The sequence below is a fragment of the Bdellovibrio bacteriovorus genome (assembly GCF_041888015.1).
Taxonomy (GTDB): domain Bacteria; phylum Bdellovibrionota; class Bdellovibrionia; order Bdellovibrionales; family Bdellovibrionaceae; genus Bdellovibrio.
In genome coordinates this window covers 2,780,297-2,796,410 of sequence record NZ_CP168968.1, presented here as the reverse complement: position 1 = coordinate 2,796,410, position 16,114 = coordinate 2,780,297, and the positions used below count along the sequence as shown (strand labels likewise).

The 16,114-nt window shown below is 50.4% G+C and carries 15 protein-coding genes and 1 tRNA gene; 3 read left to right on the top strand and 13 right to left on the bottom strand.

The features are described 5' to 3' along the window. Nucleotide 1: 1 nt before the first annotated feature. From ACES2G_RS13390 to ACES2G_RS13380, 3 genes are read right to left on the bottom strand one after another with little or no spacing between them, the layout of a single operon-like run. Nucleotides 2-676 (bottom strand): ankyrin repeat domain-containing protein, encoded by a 675-nt coding sequence (locus tag ACES2G_RS13390; protein WP_347357687.1) that lies wholly within the window; start codon nt 674-676, stop codon nt 2-4. A 19-nt stretch (nt 677-695) separates the two neighbouring features. Further along, nucleotides 696-1,481: a hypothetical protein gene (locus ACES2G_RS13385; protein WP_374000472.1), complete on the bottom strand. Its 786-nt coding sequence runs from the start codon at nt 1,479-1,481 to the stop codon at nt 696-698. A 47-nt stretch (nt 1,482-1,528) separates the two neighbouring features. Beyond that, the gene (locus ACES2G_RS13380; protein WP_347357685.1) at nt 1,529-2,611 is read right to left on the bottom strand and encodes a hypothetical protein; all 1,083 of its coding nucleotides are present in this window, start codon (nt 2,609-2,611) and stop codon (nt 1,529-1,531) included. Between the two features lie 259 nt (nt 2,612-2,870). On the opposite strand from ACES2G_RS13380, the gene ACES2G_RS13375 reads away from it, so the two are divergent. Further along, nucleotides 2,871-2,947 (top strand) — tRNA-Arg (locus tag ACES2G_RS13375). A gap of 51 nt (nt 2,948-2,998) precedes the next feature. Here the strand turns inward: ACES2G_RS13375 and ACES2G_RS13370 are convergent. Genes ACES2G_RS13370 through ACES2G_RS13350 form a run of 5 tightly spaced genes read right to left on the bottom strand, consistent with a single transcriptional unit; the run spans nt 2,999 to nt 7,744 of the window. Further along, the gene (locus tag ACES2G_RS13370; RefSeq protein ID WP_347357684.1) at nt 2,999-3,790 is read right to left on the bottom strand and encodes a YihY/virulence factor BrkB family protein; all 792 of its coding nucleotides are present in this window, start codon (nt 3,788-3,790) and stop codon (nt 2,999-3,001) included. A 7-nt stretch (nt 3,791-3,797) separates the two neighbouring features. Beyond that, nucleotides 3,798-4,700, bottom strand: coding sequence for an MBL fold metallo-hydrolase (locus ACES2G_RS13365; protein ID WP_347357683.1), 903 nt, complete (start codon nt 4,698-4,700; stop codon nt 3,798-3,800). Then, nucleotides 4,693-5,445: a lysophospholipid acyltransferase family protein gene (locus tag ACES2G_RS13360; RefSeq protein WP_347357682.1), complete on the bottom strand. Its 753-nt coding sequence runs from the start codon at nt 5,443-5,445 to the stop codon at nt 4,693-4,695. Before ACES2G_RS13360 ends, ACES2G_RS13365 begins: the two co-directional genes overlap by 8 nt. Next, a complete protein-coding gene (locus ACES2G_RS13355; protein WP_347357681.1) occupies nt 5,442-6,386 on the bottom strand; it encodes a phosphatidate cytidylyltransferase in 945 nt (314 codons plus the stop codon). The genes ACES2G_RS13360 and ACES2G_RS13355 overlap by 4 nt, the downstream gene beginning before the upstream one ends. Continuing rightward, complete coding sequence (locus tag ACES2G_RS13350) at nt 6,386-7,744, bottom strand: sigma-54 dependent transcriptional regulator (protein ID WP_347357680.1); 1,359 nt, start codon at nt 7,742-7,744, stop codon at nt 6,386-6,388. Before ACES2G_RS13350 ends, ACES2G_RS13355 begins: the two co-directional genes overlap by 1 nt. Before the next feature lie 110 nt (nt 7,745-7,854). Here ACES2G_RS13350 and serA point away from each other — a divergent pair, with 110 nt between their 5' ends. Continuing rightward, nucleotides 7,855-9,060: a phosphoglycerate dehydrogenase gene (serA, locus tag ACES2G_RS13345; protein ID WP_347357679.1), complete on the top strand. Its 1,206-nt coding sequence runs from the start codon at nt 7,855-7,857 to the stop codon at nt 9,058-9,060. 12 nt (nt 9,061-9,072) lie between these two features. On the opposite strand, the gene ACES2G_RS13340 is transcribed toward serA, so the two are convergent. Genes ACES2G_RS13340 through ACES2G_RS13320 form a run of 5 tightly spaced genes read right to left on the bottom strand, consistent with a single transcriptional unit; the run spans nt 9,073 to nt 14,071 of the window. After that, a complete protein-coding gene (locus tag ACES2G_RS13340; RefSeq protein WP_374000471.1) occupies nt 9,073-11,868 on the bottom strand; it encodes a fibronectin type III domain-containing protein in 2,796 nt (931 codons plus the stop codon). Between the two features lie 60 nt (nt 11,869-11,928). After that, nucleotides 11,929-13,314 (bottom strand): FAD-binding oxidoreductase, encoded by a 1,386-nt coding sequence (locus ACES2G_RS13335; protein WP_347357677.1) that lies wholly within the window; start codon nt 13,312-13,314, stop codon nt 11,929-11,931. A gap of 12 nt (nt 13,315-13,326) precedes the next feature. Beyond that, complete coding sequence (locus tag ACES2G_RS13330; protein WP_011165270.1) at nt 13,327-13,533, bottom strand: DUF2892 domain-containing protein; 207 nt, start codon at nt 13,531-13,533, stop codon at nt 13,327-13,329. Nucleotide 13,534: 1 nt separating this feature from the next. Beyond that, nucleotides 13,535-13,840 (bottom strand): Grx4 family monothiol glutaredoxin, encoded by a 306-nt coding sequence (gene grxD, locus ACES2G_RS13325; protein ID WP_374000470.1) that lies wholly within the window; start codon nt 13,838-13,840, stop codon nt 13,535-13,537. An 18-nt stretch (nt 13,841-13,858) separates the two neighbouring features. Further along, the gene (locus ACES2G_RS13320) at nt 13,859-14,071 is read right to left on the bottom strand and encodes a BolA/IbaG family iron-sulfur metabolism protein (RefSeq protein WP_374000469.1); all 213 of its coding nucleotides are present in this window, start codon (nt 14,069-14,071) and stop codon (nt 13,859-13,861) included. A gap of 105 nt (nt 14,072-14,176) precedes the next feature. On the opposite strand from ACES2G_RS13320, the gene ACES2G_RS13315 reads away from it, so the two are divergent. Then, nucleotides 14,177-16,111, top strand: a complete 1,935-nt coding sequence (locus tag ACES2G_RS13315; protein ID WP_374000468.1) for an LTA synthase family protein — start codon at nt 14,177-14,179, stop codon at nt 16,109-16,111. The last annotated feature ends 3 nt before the right edge of the window (nt 16,112-16,114 follow it).

The window sequence follows — 16,114 nt, the reverse complement described above, 5'->3', positions numbered from 1 at the left end:
GCTATCGAGCGCCGGCTTTTTCCAGAATCGTCACGATTTCTTTGAATCCTTTTTTCCTGGCGTGTGTCAGGGCTGTGACTTTATCCCTGTCAGGAATGTTCACATCGGCTCCGGCCGCTACCAGAAGGCGGATGATTTCCTGATGGACAGGGCCGCCGTCACTTAAAACGACAGCTTCCATCAGCGCCGTCCATCCCAGATTATTTACGTGATTGATGTTGATAGAAGTTTTGAGCAGTTCTTTGACGACTTCGACGTGACCTTTTTCTGCCGCCGGAATCAGAGCTGTGCCGCCAAAGCGATTGTAAATCTTGAAGTTTGGCTTGGCTTTAAGAATCAGTTTTAAAATCTCCAGTCGTCCTGCCGCTCCGGCATACAGCAGGGGGCTGTCCTGAATCTGATCTTGCACATTCACGTCGGCTCCGGCCTCGATCAGAAGTCTGGCGATTTCAATGTCATTGTTGCGCGTGGCAACCAGCAGGGCCGTTCGTCCCTGGGAATCCTTTTCGTCGATTTTGATTTTCTGTTTCAGCAGGCTGCGAACTTTCTCGACGTTGTGGTTTTGAGTGGCTTCCAGAAGTTGCATTTCAGAGGACGTCTGCATAGTCTTCTCCTTGCTTTGAGATGGAGATGCCATCAACGTCGCCAAGAGGGCTGTCAGAATGGACTTTTTCACAGATCCTCCCAAATCCAGGTCAGTCAGTGACCTGAGTTTTTTCAGGAACACCGAACTTTTCCATTTCTTTGATCACAGTTTTAGGGAAGACCGTGGCGTTGGGTGCTACGGTCGCACGACGTCCGATCTCGACTCCTCCAAGGACTTTCGCAGCCAGACCGACCGTGGCTCCGGCGCCGATTTTAAGGTGATCAATGATAAGGTAACCCTTCATTCCATAGTGAGCCATCAAATAAGCAGAACCACCAATAGTGACATAGTCGCCCAGTTGAATCAGGGCCGGATCCGAGATGTTAGAGGAGTTGATCATGCTGCCTTTGCCAACCTTCATGCCCATGGCGCGGAAGAAAAAGATATTCAATGGAGTCGGAGTGATAAAATCCAAAACCGTGTAGCGGACCAGGTAGGTCAAAGCATTGTGATAGAACCAAGGGATGGACTCCAGCGAAAACCAGGGACCTCGATAAGGTTTGATAAATGGCAAAGCCGGAGCATTCAGAATCGGCACCACCACAATCAGAGTCAGAATAAAGGCGACAAAGCCGCCAGCGATGGCAAGTCCCAGCAGCAGGGCCTGGTAAAGATCCGAGTATGTGGCACTTTGGATGGAAACCCAGCGGAAAAGATAAACTCCCGGAGCCAGCGAAATCCCCAGGCAGATGACGTAGGCCAACAGCACTGGGATGATGGCCACCAGATAGGCTACCTGGCGAAATTTGCGAAGGAAACTTTCCAGGAGCCCCGAGGCTCCTGATTTGGCAGATCGTTCGGCATTGATGTCCTGAATATCCTGATGGTGTGTCATTCCTTTATAGTGAAATCTTGCGGTAGCCCCGTCACGCTCTTTTTTACTTAGTCCTCTTGAGCGCAGGGAGGAAGAGCATAAGGGATTTCAGAAACTCTATTCAGGTCTGTTGGGTTGGCGACAGATCTGATTACATCGCTGTTTTCGAAATGAAGGGTCGCATTAGGGTCATTGTTTAGCTCGACTTCGCCAAGAGAGTTCTGCCCTTGGCTGTTCATCCAGATAATGGCTCCGATGTCATTGCTGGATGCAGCTTCATTGTCGGTCACTGTGTTTCCTTTAAATTTCATAAGATAGGCAGCTCCTAAACCGCCGTTGTATCGTTCGGCGCGATTGTGCTGGATCAAAGAGTTTTCCATTTTAATCACGCTGCGATTTTCGATAGCCCCCCCACTGAAACGTGCTTGATTTAGCGTGAAATGAGAGTTGTAGATATTGGTGCATCCATAACTAGGAGAAATGGCGCCTCCGAACGCGGCATTGTTATTGGATAGTTGGCTGTCATAGATTTTCAAGAAAGACCACAGCGTGAAAATTGCTCCACCGTTTCCGTCCGCCTCATTATTTTTAAAGACGGTGTTACGCAAAATAATTTTTTGAGGGGCGGGGAGCATGGGGCCTTGAGCTGCGAGAGCGCCACCCGCCGGAGCATGATTACCGATAAAGTCGGTGTCGTGAATATAGACTTGAGCCTGGGGGCCCCAGATGTAGATAGCACCGCCAAAGTCATTATTCTCGCTGGGAGAGCCGTTTCCGTTGGGATCTTTTCGTGCCCTTACGCCGTTGATCAGATTAAGACCCGCAATTTCCACTTTAATCTTTTCATGGGAAATTTTGAAGATGCGATCCATTCCCTGAGCATCCACAGTGGGGCGCTGGTTGGATGGGTTCATGCTTGTAGACTGAATCGTAAGATCTTTGTCGATCAGAATTTCATAGTTCAACTTTAAGGTGCGAAGGTGGCTGCCAATGACGACGGTATCACCCGGTTGAGCCTTGGCTACGGTGTCGCGCAAAGAGCCGGGAACTTCATCCGCTGTTGTTTTGACATACAGAACATTGGCCGACGCAGTGGAGCTAAGCAGGGCTGTCATCGAGGAAGCAATAAGAAGTTTAGTGGCTGTTTTCATTTGAAGGCACCTTTCGTTCATTAGATGCCTTTAGAGATTGCACTGGTAATGCCAACCCACTAGCGTTTTTAAAATGAATAGATTCAAGATGAGCTATCGAGTTGCCGGGATCTCGGCAGCGACTTTGTCGGTGCCCCGGCACCTGTCGGATTGCCGACAGCACGGGCAGGGCCCCCTTAAATGAGCCTAGGGACCAAATAAATTCTTGAAATCGGGGACTTCTGCCCCTATAAGAAAGATTCACTCAGCGTGATACCGTGGTTCCGTAGCTCAGCTGGATAGAGCATCTCCCTTCTAAGGAGAGGGTCGTACGTTCGAGTCGTACCGGAATCACCATTTTCTTAAATTAATCAATAATTTCAAATAGATATATATCGCCATGATGCGTTATGCGATGTGTCGTTTTTGCAGACTTGCACACAAAGCAACGCCACCCAAAATCACATACCACAGGGTTAGAATCCACAGCAGTAACAGCGGCAGCGCTGCAAAAGAGCCATAAAGCTTATTATAGGCAAAGAATTTTTTGGCCAAGAGAACATAACCTTTATGAACCAGGAACAAACTGATGGAAGCCAGAATCGCACTTATGACAGCGGCTCGGGTTCGAACTTGGACATCCGGAACCATCTTGTAAACTAAGAACAACGTGCCGACCAAAACCAAAGAGTTGGAAACTGAAGCCGGGATCACGCGGTGAACGAATTCAAATTGTTCCAGAGAAGTAAAGCCCACATAGATCGCCAGAAAAACCGGGATCGCCAGAACCAGAGACCAGTGATAGATCAGACGTTTGTAAAACGGTCTGGTGTTTCGCTGGTTCCAGACACGGTGAATACCGACTTCCATATCATGCATCAGGCGGATCGACGTGATGAACAGGAATACCGCACCGGCTGTTCCCAGCTTTCCGGCGTTCACATTTTTCAAGACCACTTTCATCATTTTGGTAAAGCCACTTCCGGCGGCTTCCTTCATGTTTGAAAGCAGTAGGGCTTCGACTTTGGGATACAGGGCTTCCAGGCCCCCGATAGACTGAAAGGTTGCCAGAACAACGGCGATGAAGGGAACTAGGGCTAAAGCTGTGGAGAAAGACAACGAAGCGGCAACCAGTTGCAATTCGCCGTCGCGCATTTGTTGAAGGGTGTCTTTAAGTACGCTCCACAGTCTTTTTAACATGAGTGCCCTACAGCCAGAATCTTTTTTGAACGGCGAAATCATTCCCGCTGCGTTCGATCAGAGCCGCATCACAGTAAGGATCGTGCTCAAAGAAAAGATACCATGAATGGTCCGCAGCTTCACTAAGATACTTTGTCTTTTCCTCGATCAGAGTCAGCGGGTGCAGGTCGTAACCCATAACCCAAGGCAGTTTCACGTGAGTGCTGGTGGGAACCATGTCTCCACAATACAGCAAAGTGGTGCTGCCATCGGTAACTTTGATCACTTGCTGACCTTGGGTATGACCATCGCTGATGATGGAGGAAACACCTGGCAGGAAGTTATCTTGAGCACCGTTCATGATATTCAGAACCCCTGCGTCCATCAAAGGTTGGAAGTTCGCGGGATAGTAGCTGGCTCTTTCGCGCATGTTGGGCTTGGAGGCGGTCTCAAGGTTGGCTTTTTGAATCCAGTATTTGGCGTTCGGGAAAGTCGGAACGAGCTTGCCATCTTTTTCCGTGGTGCCGCCGCCAGCGTGATCGAAATGCAGGTGAGTCAAAATCACATGGTGGATGTCTTCAGGTTTGATGTGATGATGATCCAGGGATTTTAACAGGGATGGGCCGTCGCTGTGAATATTGAACAGCTCTGCGAATTTTCCACCCAGCTTTTCGCCGTATTTTGCAACGAAGTCGCCACCATTGCCCGTATCAATCAGGATATTGCAACCAGGAGATTTCAATAGCAAACCGCGGGCCTCCATAGAGATGCGGTTCTTTTCGTCAGGCGGGTTGCTGCGCTCCCACAGAACCTTGGGAACTGTGCCGAACATTGCGCCGCCGTCCAAGCCAAAAAGACCCGTAGGAACAGGACAGACTTCGTAAGGGCCGATTTTCAAATTCTTGTTTTCGATTTGCAGTTCGTTACTCATGAGGTGTTTCCTCCGTAGTGACGGCTGGGAAGGCGTCAGGGTTGATGGTCATCACCCAGCTCTTGTAAGCAGCATACACCTCTTGGATGGGGCCTGGGGGATGAACTGGACCAACGTGCAGGATCAGTTTCCCCGGGCGGGGCATGCTTTGTCCCTTGGGCCAAAGTTCCATCACTCCGTCCAGGTAGGTGAATAACAAAGGGGTTTGTGTGCGCTCCGAAAAGATGGAAACGCCTCGTTTGAATTCTTGAATCTTACCATCTTTGGAACGAGTGCCTTCGGGGAAGATGATCAGCCACATGCGCGGCAGTTCCGTCAGAAGCTTCAGAATCAGATTGATGGCTTCGCCTTTGCGGTCTTTGCGATCAATCGGGATGGCTCCCAAGCAGTGCTGGGAAAAAAACATGAACAGGGGATTGCTAAAGAAGTAATCCTTGGCAGCGGCGATATAAAGATTCAACCAGTAACGGCGGGGAATGGAAGCCGCTATGGAAACCGCATCCAAGTGACTGGCGTGATTGCTGATGATGATCAGTTTGGGCTGGGTTCTGTAGATCTCGGCAAAAGGAGTTCCTTTGACTTCAAGACGGATATAGAACTTATAAAGAATATTCTTAAGAATCAGCGACCACAAAAAGCGCATGCACACACTGAACAGGTCAATGTGGCGTGTGAAAAGCGGCAAGTGCTTCAGGTAAGTGGGAAGCTTGGTCCACTGTTCGTTTTCGTAGTTCCAATCCTTCATAGAATGACCGTCATAACGTAGTAATAAATAGGCGCAACAAAGATCAGGCGATCCATGCGGTGCAGGAAGTCCCCGCGGCCGATGATGAACGGACCCACTGTTTTCATTCCGGCATCACGACGAACGGCTGTCATGACCAGATCTCCGATAAAGCCACCCATGGAAGCCACAAGGCCGGAAGCCAGCCAGTATTTTTCAGATCCATCCGGCAACAAGAAGCGCATGGAGCCTGCCAGGAACAAAGTCAAAAGCATCGACACCACGGTACTGCCCACAGTACGGCGCGGATTGATGCCTGGGAACAATTTCCATCCACCGATGTAACGGCTGACCGCCAAGTTGGTGTTGTCGCAGAACTCGGTCAGGATGATCAAATACATCACTTGGAAGACCCCGTTCGGGAACTTCATGATCAGACCCAGGTGCATGAACGACCAACCTAAGAAAATGAAAGCCAGCAAGGTCAAAGAAATATACTGAATCATGCGCTTGTAAGAGTTGCGCGCTAACGGAACCAAGCAGGTCACTCCCAACACCATCATCGGCATGGCATTGTAGATATCCAGCCGGTCATACCAGGCGCAAATCCCCAGCCCGATGATCCCCGCATAACAAATCAAAACAAAGTAACTGCGATGGAACATTCCCATGATCTGGAAAAAGATCTTGGCCCCTAAGATGGCCAAGGCGGTCAAGGCCACCAGCGGCCACGGCTCGGGCATCCCCATTGCCAAGAACATCAATGGCGCTGCCACCAGCCAGGATTTGATACTGGCCCAGGATTGAACGAAGTAGTAATTCTTTTTACGGAACCAGAAAATGATAAAGGCAGAGGCAAAGATGATGGACAGGACAATCAGTACCGTTTGGCGATAGATATGGCTTTCCCAGGCCGTCGGCATGGCGATACGAATGGGAAGATCGAAATCAAAAAAATCCATTAAGAAGGTTCCTCTTCAATTTTGTAGTCTTTGATTTTTTTATAAAGATTTGAGCGAGAGACTTTCAAAACTCGCGCGGCGTCTTCGATGTCGCTGGCTTGCTTGATGCAAGTGCGAATCACATGCGCTTCAAATTCCTCAACCAAGGTGTTCAGACCCTTGTTGAAATCAATTACAGTGTAAGATGGTGCTCCGGTCGGAGTCGCCGCTGGCTTCAGCCAAGCGGTCACGTCCTCGCCACGAATGAATGGCAGGGGGGACGTCAGGCTTAGTTGTTCACACACACGCTTTAGTTCGCGCACATTTCCGGGCCAGTTGTATTTTTTAAGTGCCTCAATGCCATCGTCCGTGAAGGACTTGTTGCGGCGCGGGCGCTCAGCATCCAGGAAATGTTTGGCAAGCTCGGTGATGTCCTCCAAGCGTTCACGCAGCGGAGTCAGCTCGATACGCTGGGATGCCAGACGGTAAAGAAGATCTTCGCGGAACTCTCCGGCAGCGACCATTTTTTCCAGCGACTTATTGCTGGCAACAATCACACGTGTTTTGACCTGTGTGCTTTCTTTGGCGCCGACCTTGCGAACCTCGCCAGTTTCCAGGAAACGCAGAAGTTTCGCTTGTTGAGTCAGTGGCAGGGCTTCAATTTCATCCAGGAACAGGTCTCCACCATGGGCGGCTTCGGTCAAGCCGACCTTGTTTTGATCAGCCCCCGTGAAGGCGCCTTTCACATGACCAAACATTTCTGACTCAAACAAGTTGTCGGGAATGCTGGCGACGTTGACGGCGATGAACGGGCGATCGCCCTCTTGTTCATGCAGAAGTCTGGAAACAACTTCCTTACCGCAACCAGTTTCGCCCTCAATCAGAACCGGACTGGTTTCGCCACGCAGGTCTGCAATACGCTTCTTAATTTTCAAGGACGCGGCGGAAGTACCCACCCAGCGAGTGGTCTTGCGGTTGGCTGCCGGATCCACGCTGCGCAGGTCCCAAAGAGCCTCGATCTTTTCCAGCACCAGAAGAATTTCTTCCGGCATCAGAGGTTTGGCTAGAAAACGTTGCGCGCCAGCTTTAAGGCAGCTTTCCATCAACGTGCGACTGAGGTCGCCCGACATGGCCACAACTTCCAGTTGATTGTTGTGCTTTACCAGCTTTTCAATCACAGAAGGTCCCACGGCTTTGGTAGAGCCCGGTTCCAAATGCATATCCACAAAGGCAGCATGATAGAAGCGCTCGTATTGAATGGCTTCCAAAGTTTGGGCGGAAAATACCTTCCAATGATTTGGCAGAGCTAGCTTTAGGGACTGATGAATCAATGGATCGTCATCCACGATAAGTAGAGAAAATACTCGAGTTGATGTCATAGACTCCAGCATACCCGAGACGACTTATTTGACCATCATTAGCACGCCTCGTCACTGCGAATAGTGACGAAGACCGTGAACGGGAGTACCATTTTTAGAGTGGAGGCCCGATGAGCGCTCAAAGAATTTTGTTGGTTGAAAATATTCACGCAGTGGCTAAGCAAAGACTCGAGGAAGAAGGGTACAAGGTCGATTTGATTACGCACTCTCCTTCGGAAGAAGAGCTGCTGCAACTGCTGCCAAATTACGAAGTTCTGGGCATTCGTTCCAAGACGGAAATCACAGCGAAGGTGCTTGAAGCGAACAAACATCTGGTGACAATCGGTTGCTTCTGTATTGGCACCAATCAGGTGGATCTGCTGAAAGCGCGGGAAAAGGGTGTTCCTGTCTTCAATGCTCCTCATTCGAACACCCGTTCTGTGGCCGAGCTGGTGATTGCTGAAATGATTTCCCTGTCCCGTCAACTGGGGGACCGTAACACACAGGCACACATGGGTGAGTGGGTGAAGTCCGCAGTGGGCTCACATGAGGTGCGTGGCAAAACATTGGGGATTGTCGGGTACGGTCACATTGGCAGTCAGGTCAGTATCCTGGCAGAATCCATGGGTCTAAAAGTTTTATTCTATGACGTGTTGAAGAAGCTTCCTTTGGGTAACGCCACGATGACGCCCTCTTTGGACGAGCTTTTGCGTTCCTCGGATTTCGTAACTTTGCATGTGCCTGAAACTCCGGAAACCAAAGATATGATTGGCACCCGTGAGCTTTCGTTGATGAAAAAAGGCAGCTTCCTGATCAACGCCAGCCGCGGTACGGTGGTGGTGATAGAGGATCTGGTCAGGGCTCTGAAAGAAAAGCACATTGCCGGTTGTGCCATTGACGTGTTCCCTGAAGAGCCTGCTTCGAACAAAGAAAAGTTCAAATCCCCACTGCAGGGCCTGCCGAATGTCATTCTGACCCCGCATATTGCCGGAAGCACCGAGGAAGCACAGTATGCCATCGGTCTTGAGGTGGCTGAAAGCTTCCGTCGTTATTTGAAAATCGGCTCATCCCCGGGGGCGGTGAATTTCCCGAATGTGGATTTGCCAGTGAAGCAGGGGACGTCCCGCATTTTGAATGTGCATAAGAACGAGCCGGGTGTCTTGGGTGAAATCAACGGTTTGATTTCCAAAGCCGGAGCCAACATCGAAGGGCAGTATCTGTCGACCGATGAAAAAATCGGTTATCTGGTGATGGATGTTCATTCATCCCACGCCCACACACTGGCGGCAGATATCGAGAAGCTGTCCCGTTCCATCCGCACACGTGTGGTGTATTAGCGTTCCTGAGCCCTAGTTGTTCTGAGTGGCTAGGGCGCTGATCTGTTCGTTGACGAGTTCCTGATCAAAGATCAGAATTTCCTTAGCCGCTCCTAAGATTGGTGAGGTGCCTCCCGTAGTGCCCCCCGAGAACACATAAAGAGGGGTGCCTGCGGCAGGTGCAAGGTATTGAGTCGGAGATCCTGGGTATCTGTTGATCGTGGAAGTGGTCGCAGATATGAAGTCCCGTTTTAGTGGGGCAGATCCCATTACCAGAGCGAGCCCGCGTTCTGTAGCATCACTGTTGACGCCATTGGTGTTCTCCATCGTATTGATGCTTGCTGCGCTGCTTGCGACCCAGGCACCAGTGTTGCCGCTAGATTTTGTCAGATGGAACCCTGAGTAAGATCCCAAAGTTCTGTCACCGTAAGAGAAGATGTCGCTTACATTTGTCCGCTGTGTCTGTTTGAAGTTCAGGTAAGTTGTCGTGTTTGCAGCGATAGGGAAGTTAGGAACGGTCAATGTGTCGTCCACTCCATCGGCATTAACTATTAGTAGATAGGCGCCAGTCCCGGTTAGCGTAAGATACGGCTGCTTCGATAGAGTGGTTTGTGTGGCATGTTGATTGTTGCCACTTTGATCATACCATTTCACCAAGAATGGATTTGTACCGTTGCGGAAAGTATCAAAGTCCAACTTATTGATGACACCATTTGAGTCAAAATAGATATCAGCCTCGGCATTATCACTGGCACGGCGGATACGGATAGCAGGGCCGTTGTAGGAGCCATACCTTTTCCAGGAATAGATTCTTTGTGGTGATGGCAGGCGATACACCTTGAGAGGAACAGTCAACGGCGCATGCCCATCAGTCACAGAGATGGTCACGGTAGCGTTGCCTGAAGTTCCCGCTGCCGGTGTTATTGAGACAGAGCATTGGGTGCCACTGCCCCCGAAAGTAATATTTTCATTTGGGATAATGGATGGGTCTGAGGACGAGGCGCTTAATGAGCTGGCGCAATCCACAGTGTCTTCAGGGTCAGGATCTGCAATTCTGAATTTTCTTTGTAGAGTGCTTTCGGTGGTTACCGCGGTCGTGGACAGCACGCCAAGCCAAGTTAGAGTGGGCTTGTTACTGACGGGTGTGACCGATTTGGCCGTCGGAGTCGTCGTCGTGTAGGCATTGATGGCATCGACTGTATAGTAATACAGAACTCCATTGCTCAGGCCCGTGATAGTGTAAGGTGACGTGGCATTGGGAATGGTAAACTGATTGGGTGGGTTCGTGGTGCCATATCTAACTGTGAACGAATTGGCGCCGGAGCCTCCGGACCAGGAGAAGGCAGCCGTTGTGTTGCCGGCGGTTGCGTTGTTCAGAGTGACAGTGCCCGGAGCGCCCAGGGCACAGGCGATCGGACCTGCTACAGGGCTTGTCCCCGTAGTGTTGACGGCTTCGATCGTGTAGTTGTAGGTGGAGCTGGACAGTCCGGGCTCGGAGCACGTGCGTGTGGAAATGTTCTCGCAGATTACGACATTGACGCTGGCGTTAACAACCCGTCTTACCGTGTAGGTCAGAGGAGGGGCGCCGCTTGCGGGGGTGTCCCACGTCAAAGTGCATTTGCCTTGCTCGGGAATGCTGACTTTGGGATTTTGTGGCGCGCTTGGAGGAATATTCGGAGTGGCCGTTAAGGTGTTTGTGGCGCTTTTGCTTGCTACCGCATTGACGGCAGTCACAGAGAAGTAATAAGGCACCATATTCAGCAAAGAATTTACGATGTAAGGTGATGAGGCCGTTGTCGAAGCCACGGTCGAGATGTTGTCAGAACTTGTTCCGTATTTGACAGTGTAGGAGGTCGCATTAGCGCTTGGTTGCCAAGTCAGTGTCACCTTGGTGTCGGCAGGGGTTGCAGAAAGAAGCTGGAAGTCTCCTGGTAAGCCAATCGCACAAGAAGCACGACTGGTTTGGGGACCTGTCCCTCCAAAGTTTTCAGCCTCCACAGTGTATTCGGCCATGCCCGGCGGGCGACCTGTGTCTGCACAGGTTGGGGCTGGAGTTTTATCACAGACCACCACATTGCTTGCGGGGCCTGTCCAGCGGCGGACCGTGTACAGAATCGGGGCAACACCTGTGGTTGGGGGCTCCCAAGTCAAGGTGCACGAGTTGGAAGTCGGACCGGTTGTGAGATTCAGCGGCACCGATGGCGGAGGTGTCGGCGTGGCACTCATCGTGTTACTGGAGTCTCTGCTGCCAATCGGATTTGTGGCGACCACTTTGAAGTGGTAAGTGGTCCCGTTCGTCAAAGAGGTCACTTCAAATGGTGGCAGAGCTTTGGCGGCAACGGTAGTGGTGATATTGTCGGCACTGGGGCCCGACATCACTGCATAGGAAGAAGCCTCTGGGCTCAGGTCCCACGCCAGGGTGACTTTGCCATTGCCGGGAATGGCAGTCAGGATCGTGAATTCCCCGGGCGCGCCTAAGAACGGATAACTTTTTTCCGCAGTGGACAGGGTTGTGCCAAGACTGTTGATCGCCTTCATGCGGAAGTAGTAAGTGGTTCCAGGAGTCAGGCCTTGAATGACCAAAGGCGACTTGGCGGCAGTGATGGTTTCAGTATAGGTGCCTGCGGTTGTGCCGTAGTTCAGCTCGTAGGACTTGGCGCCTTTGGAGCTGGTCCAAGCAACGAGAAGCTGAAGCTCCACACGTTGAATCGAGGCGATGGCAAATTCACCGGGAGCTTCCGAAGACGGCTGCTCTAGTGGGTTTTCATCACCCAGAGGTTTGGTACAGGAAGCACACAATAAAAATAGAAATAATATGAATATACGCACTGTCCTTCCAGTCTACCAGAAGACTGGAAAGCAGCAATGGTCGCAGGTCTTAGGTGAGGTCTAGATCACTTTACCCGGGTTGATGATGTTGTCTGGATCAAAGACTTTCTTAATCCCGCGCATAAGCTCAATTTCCGCTTCAGAGCGCGTATAGTTCAGGAACGATCTTTTGGTCAGGCCCACACCGTGTTCGGCAGATATTGAGCCCTTGTACTTTTTAACTGCATCGAAGACCAAGACGTCCACTTTGCGGCATTCTTTCACGAACTCTTCTTTGCTCATTCCCGGTGGGCGCAGAATATTGATATGCAAGTTGCCGTCGCCGATATGGCCGAACCAGACCACTTCCCAGGTCGGGTAGGCTTGGGACAGGACCTGGTCCAGGTCTTCCATGAAGGGCGGAACTTTAGAGATCGCCACAGCAATGTCGTTTTTGTAAGGGGAGTACTTGGCCAAAGACTCGGAAATGTCTTCGCGGTATCTCCAGAAAGTTTTGGCTTGAACGTCGGATTGGGAAATCACGCCATCCAAAACCCAGCCTTCTTCCAGGGACTTTTCAAATACGCTGAGGGCATGCTCTTCGTCGGCTTCGTTGCGAGTTTCAACTTCGGCCAAAACATAGAACGGGCATTCGGTTGCCAAAGGCGCGCTGAGGCCTGTGCCTTCCAAAACTTTGCTCAGGGCTTTGTCCGAGAACATCTCAAACGCCACCAGGGAGGTTTTAGTTTTGAATTCCGCAAAGATCTTCATCACAGCGTCCAGACCACTGACACCCATCACCAAAACTTTCATTGGTGGAGGTGCCGCAGCCAGTTTGATGGTGGCTTCCGTGATAAAGCCCAAAGTTCCTTCGGAGCCAATGAACAGATGGCGCAGGTCATAGCCCGTCGCATTTTTCACCAGCGCATTGTTCAGCTCCAGCACATCTCCTGTGCCGGTGACGACGGTAAGCCCCGCGACCCAGTCACGAGTCAGACCGTAACGGACCACTTTGATGCCGCCGGCGTTGGTGGCAATATTGCCGCCCATCTGGGAAGACCCACGGGCTGCGAAGTCCACGGGATAGAATAGATTCTTAGAGTGAGCAAATTCCTGCAAAGCCTCGGTCACAACGCCGGGCTCAATCACCACGGTTTGATCCACGGGATTGAATTCCTTGACCTTGTTCATTTGATCAAAGGACACAATGACTTCGCCTTGTGTGGCTACAGCAGCGCCGGAAAGACCGGTGCGACCGCCAGAAGGGATCAGCGCGATTTTGTTTTGACGAGCCCATTTGACCAGCGCAACCACTTCAGCGGTGGAATGAGGGAAAACAATGGCACTGGCTTTGATGTCGAAATAGGTTGTCCAGTCTTTGCCCCAGTATTTCAGACTCTCTTCGTCGGTTTTGATTTGGTCTTTTTTAAAGATGTTTTCAAGTTCGCGGAGAGCTGTGGTGGACATGCAGTAACATTCCTATTCTTCGTTGATCGGTCGGTGGTAGTCTTTCAAAGTTCTGATTCTAAAGAAAGCATAGACGGGACACAAGCCCCAAGCGGCCGTGATAAGACCATAGACCCCAATGTACGCCCAGAAAGGACCGCCGGCCACGGCGTAGGCAGTTAAACCCACGCCGAATAGAAACCTAAGAATGCGGTCCCACAGGGCGACATTGCATCTCATATTACTTCAGAAGTTCCTGAAGTTCGCCGGACTGGTACATTTCCATCATGATATCGCTTCCGCCCACCAACTGTTTGTTGATGTAAAGCTGTGGAATTGTCGGCCAGTTGCCGTACTCTTTGATGCCTTGACGGATTTCATCGTCATCAAGAACGTTCACATCGTGGAACTGAACGCCCATGTCCTGAAGGATCGCGCAAGCGCGAGCGGAGAAACCGCACATAGGGAACTGCTGAGTTCCTTTCATGAACAAAACGATTTTATTACCTTTAACAATCTGATCAATTCTCTCGTGAGTTGTAGCCATTTTACGGGTCCTCTTTAATTATTTAATCTTAGTCTTAATTGAAAGGGCGTGAACCTCGCCGGTCTTCAATTCTGGACCAAAGCAAGCCATCACGTTTTGGTGCTGCTGGATGCGAGTCATGCCCGCAAATACAGAGCTTTCTACAAATACTTCCCAGTGATCCTGAGTGCCAGTCAGATCGAAAACTTCGATCGTGCTACCCGGATAATGCTTCTCTAAACGTTCTTTCATTTGTTCTGCTGTCATAGAAGGGGAAACTAGCAGAGCGAGCCCTCTCGGTAAAGAGGGAGGTGCTGATAGATTGAATGATGCAATCCGTCAGTGTACTATATCCCCATGTTTGGACCCTCCCATCGAATTATTAAGATCTTCTCTCTGGTTTTAGTGGCTGTGCTGTTCTATTTCCTGGCCCGCATGGAGTTCCTGATTTGGAACTGGAGTCTTTTCAAGAACAAACCTGCCCAGGATCTTTTGTGGTCTTTCATTGTAGGGTTGCGTTTTGACGTGGTGGCCACGCTGACTTTGGCGGCACCGCTTATTTTACTGTCCTTGATCCCATGGCCACAAAGTTGGAACCGTCTGTGGCGGCATTTTACCTGGATTTCCTTCAGTCTTTTACAGGCGCCATTGCTGATTTTGAATTTGGTGGACACGGAGTTTATCAACTTCGTCGGGCGTCGTTTCACTTATGACAGTCTGTTTTTGATGAACGAGCTTTCCGGGAAGATGTGGAACTTCGTCAGCAGTTACTGGCTGCTTTTCGTGGTGAACACCCTGTTGGTGGTTTTGTTTGTTGTGGTGGTGCGCAAAGTGGCCCTGTCAGAATCCCCGGTCGTATGGACGGCAGAAAAAAAGTCCGGAAAATTCAAGCTCTGGGGAGCTCACATCTTTTTGAGCTTCGTGGCCCTGGTAGTCAGCGTGATCGGTATTCGTGGGGGCTTGCAGGCGAAACCGATTAACTTCGTCAATGCCAACGTTTTCACGGCGCCGTTGTTAAATAATTTAGTTTTAAACTCCACTTTCACGTTCATCAAAAGTTACGGTGCCGAGGGCTTAAGCAAGGCAAAGTACTTTAACGACAAAGGCGAAATGCTGTCGTTGCTGAATGGGTCCTTGCGGGGTTCTTTACTGGATGGAAAACGTGCTAAGAAGCCGCAGAATATTGTCGTCATTATTCTGGAAAGCTTCGGCGAAGAGTACATGGGACCGGTCCATGGTGGAAAGTCCTACACTCCGTTTTTGGATTCTTTGAAAAGTAAATCTCTGAGTTTTGAAAATGCTTATGCCAACGGACGCCGCTCGATCGAAGGGGTGGGGGCGATCATGGGTGGCATTCCGGCATTGATGAATGAGCCGTTTATATCCTCGCACTTTACGGCCAACTATTTCCTGGGGTTGGGGACGTTGCTGGCTCCGCACAAGTTTTCCTCCAGCTTCTTCCATGGTGGTCATAACGGAACCATGTATTTTGATTCCTTTATGCAAAGTGCAGGGGTGGAAAAATACTATGGTGCCCGTGAGTACGGCAACGCCGCCGATGATGACGGTGTATGGGGGATCTGGGACGAGCCCTTCCTGCAATGGATGTTGACCCAAGTGGATGACATGCCTCAGCCGTTTATGACCTCGGTTTTCACTTTAAGTTCTCATCAGCCCTTCAAAGTGCCACCACAATACACAGATCGTTTTCAGGAAGGCCCGTTGCCTATTTTGAAGGCTGTGGAATACACGGACTATGCTTTGCAGAAGTTCTTTGAGGAAGCCGCCCAAAAGTCTTGGTTTAAAAATACATTGTTTGTGATTACGGCGGATCACACTTCCATGCACTATCGTCCGGAATATCAGAACGAGCAGGGGAACTATCGTATTCCTTTGCTGCTGTATCATCCGTCTTTCAAGCTTCCGGCCGTGGATACCCAAATGGTGGTTCAGCAGATTGATATTCTGCCGACGGTTTTGGATTTCCTGGGGATTGCGGATAAGGATCAGAACTATCTCGGAAGTTCTGTTTTCGTTCCTGGTGACAAGGTCGCAGTGAACTTTATTGATGGACGTTACATCCTGTTTGGCAAAGACTATTCGGTGCTGTGGTCCCCGGGGCATGGTGAACCGCAGATGTTTGCCATGACGGACCGGGCCCATGAAAAAGATTTGTCAGCATCCCCGGCAGACGCTGTTCGCCGGGATCAGTTGGTGCAAAGATTGAAGGCCACGATTCAGTATTTCAATGAAGGCATGTGGGACAATAAGCTTTATTATCCATCGAAATAGTCT

Bases quoted from the DNA above. Each gene is read 5' to 3' on its own strand.
- ACES2G_RS13365 (WP_347357683.1), bottom strand. From the start codon at position 4,700: ATGAGTAACGAACTGCAAATCGAAAACAAGAATTTGAAAATCGGCCCT.
- ACES2G_RS13360 (WP_347357682.1), bottom strand. From the start codon at position 5,445: ATGAAGGATTGGAACTACGAAAACGAACAGTGGACCAAGCTTCCCACT.
- ACES2G_RS13350 (WP_347357680.1), bottom strand. From the start codon at position 7,744: ATGACATCAACTCGAGTATTTTCTCTACTTATCGTGGATGACGATCCA.
- serA (WP_347357679.1), top strand. From the start codon at position 7,855: ATGAGCGCTCAAAGAATTTTGTTGGTTGAAAATATTCACGCAGTGGCT.
- ACES2G_RS13380 (WP_347357685.1), bottom strand. From the start codon at position 2,611: ATGAAAACAGCCACTAAACTTCTTATTGCTTCCTCGATGACAGCCCTG.
- ACES2G_RS13315 (WP_374000468.1), top strand. From the start codon at position 14,177: ATGTTTGGACCCTCCCATCGAATTATTAAGATCTTCTCTCTGGTTTTA.
- ACES2G_RS13385 (WP_374000472.1), bottom strand. From the start codon at position 1,481: ATGACACACCATCAGGATATTCAGGACATCAATGCCGAACGATCTGCC.
- ACES2G_RS13320 (WP_374000469.1), bottom strand. From the start codon at position 14,071: ATGAAAGAACGTTTAGAGAAGCATTATCCGGGTAGCACGATCGAAGTT.
- ACES2G_RS13355 (WP_347357681.1), bottom strand. From the start codon at position 6,386: ATGGATTTTTTTGATTTCGATCTTCCCATTCGTATCGCCATGCCGACG.
- grxD (WP_374000470.1), bottom strand. From the start codon at position 13,840: ATGGCTACAACTCACGAGAGAATTGATCAGATTGTTAAAGGTAATAAA.
- ACES2G_RS13330 (WP_011165270.1), bottom strand. From the start codon at position 13,533: ATGAGATGCAATGTCGCCCTGTGGGACCGCATTCTTAGGTTTCTATTC.
- ACES2G_RS13335 (WP_347357677.1), bottom strand. From the start codon at position 13,314: ATGTCCACCACAGCTCTCCGCGAACTTGAAAACATCTTTAAAAAAGAC.
- ACES2G_RS13370 (WP_347357684.1), bottom strand. From the start codon at position 3,790: ATGTTAAAAAGACTGTGGAGCGTACTTAAAGACACCCTTCAACAAATG.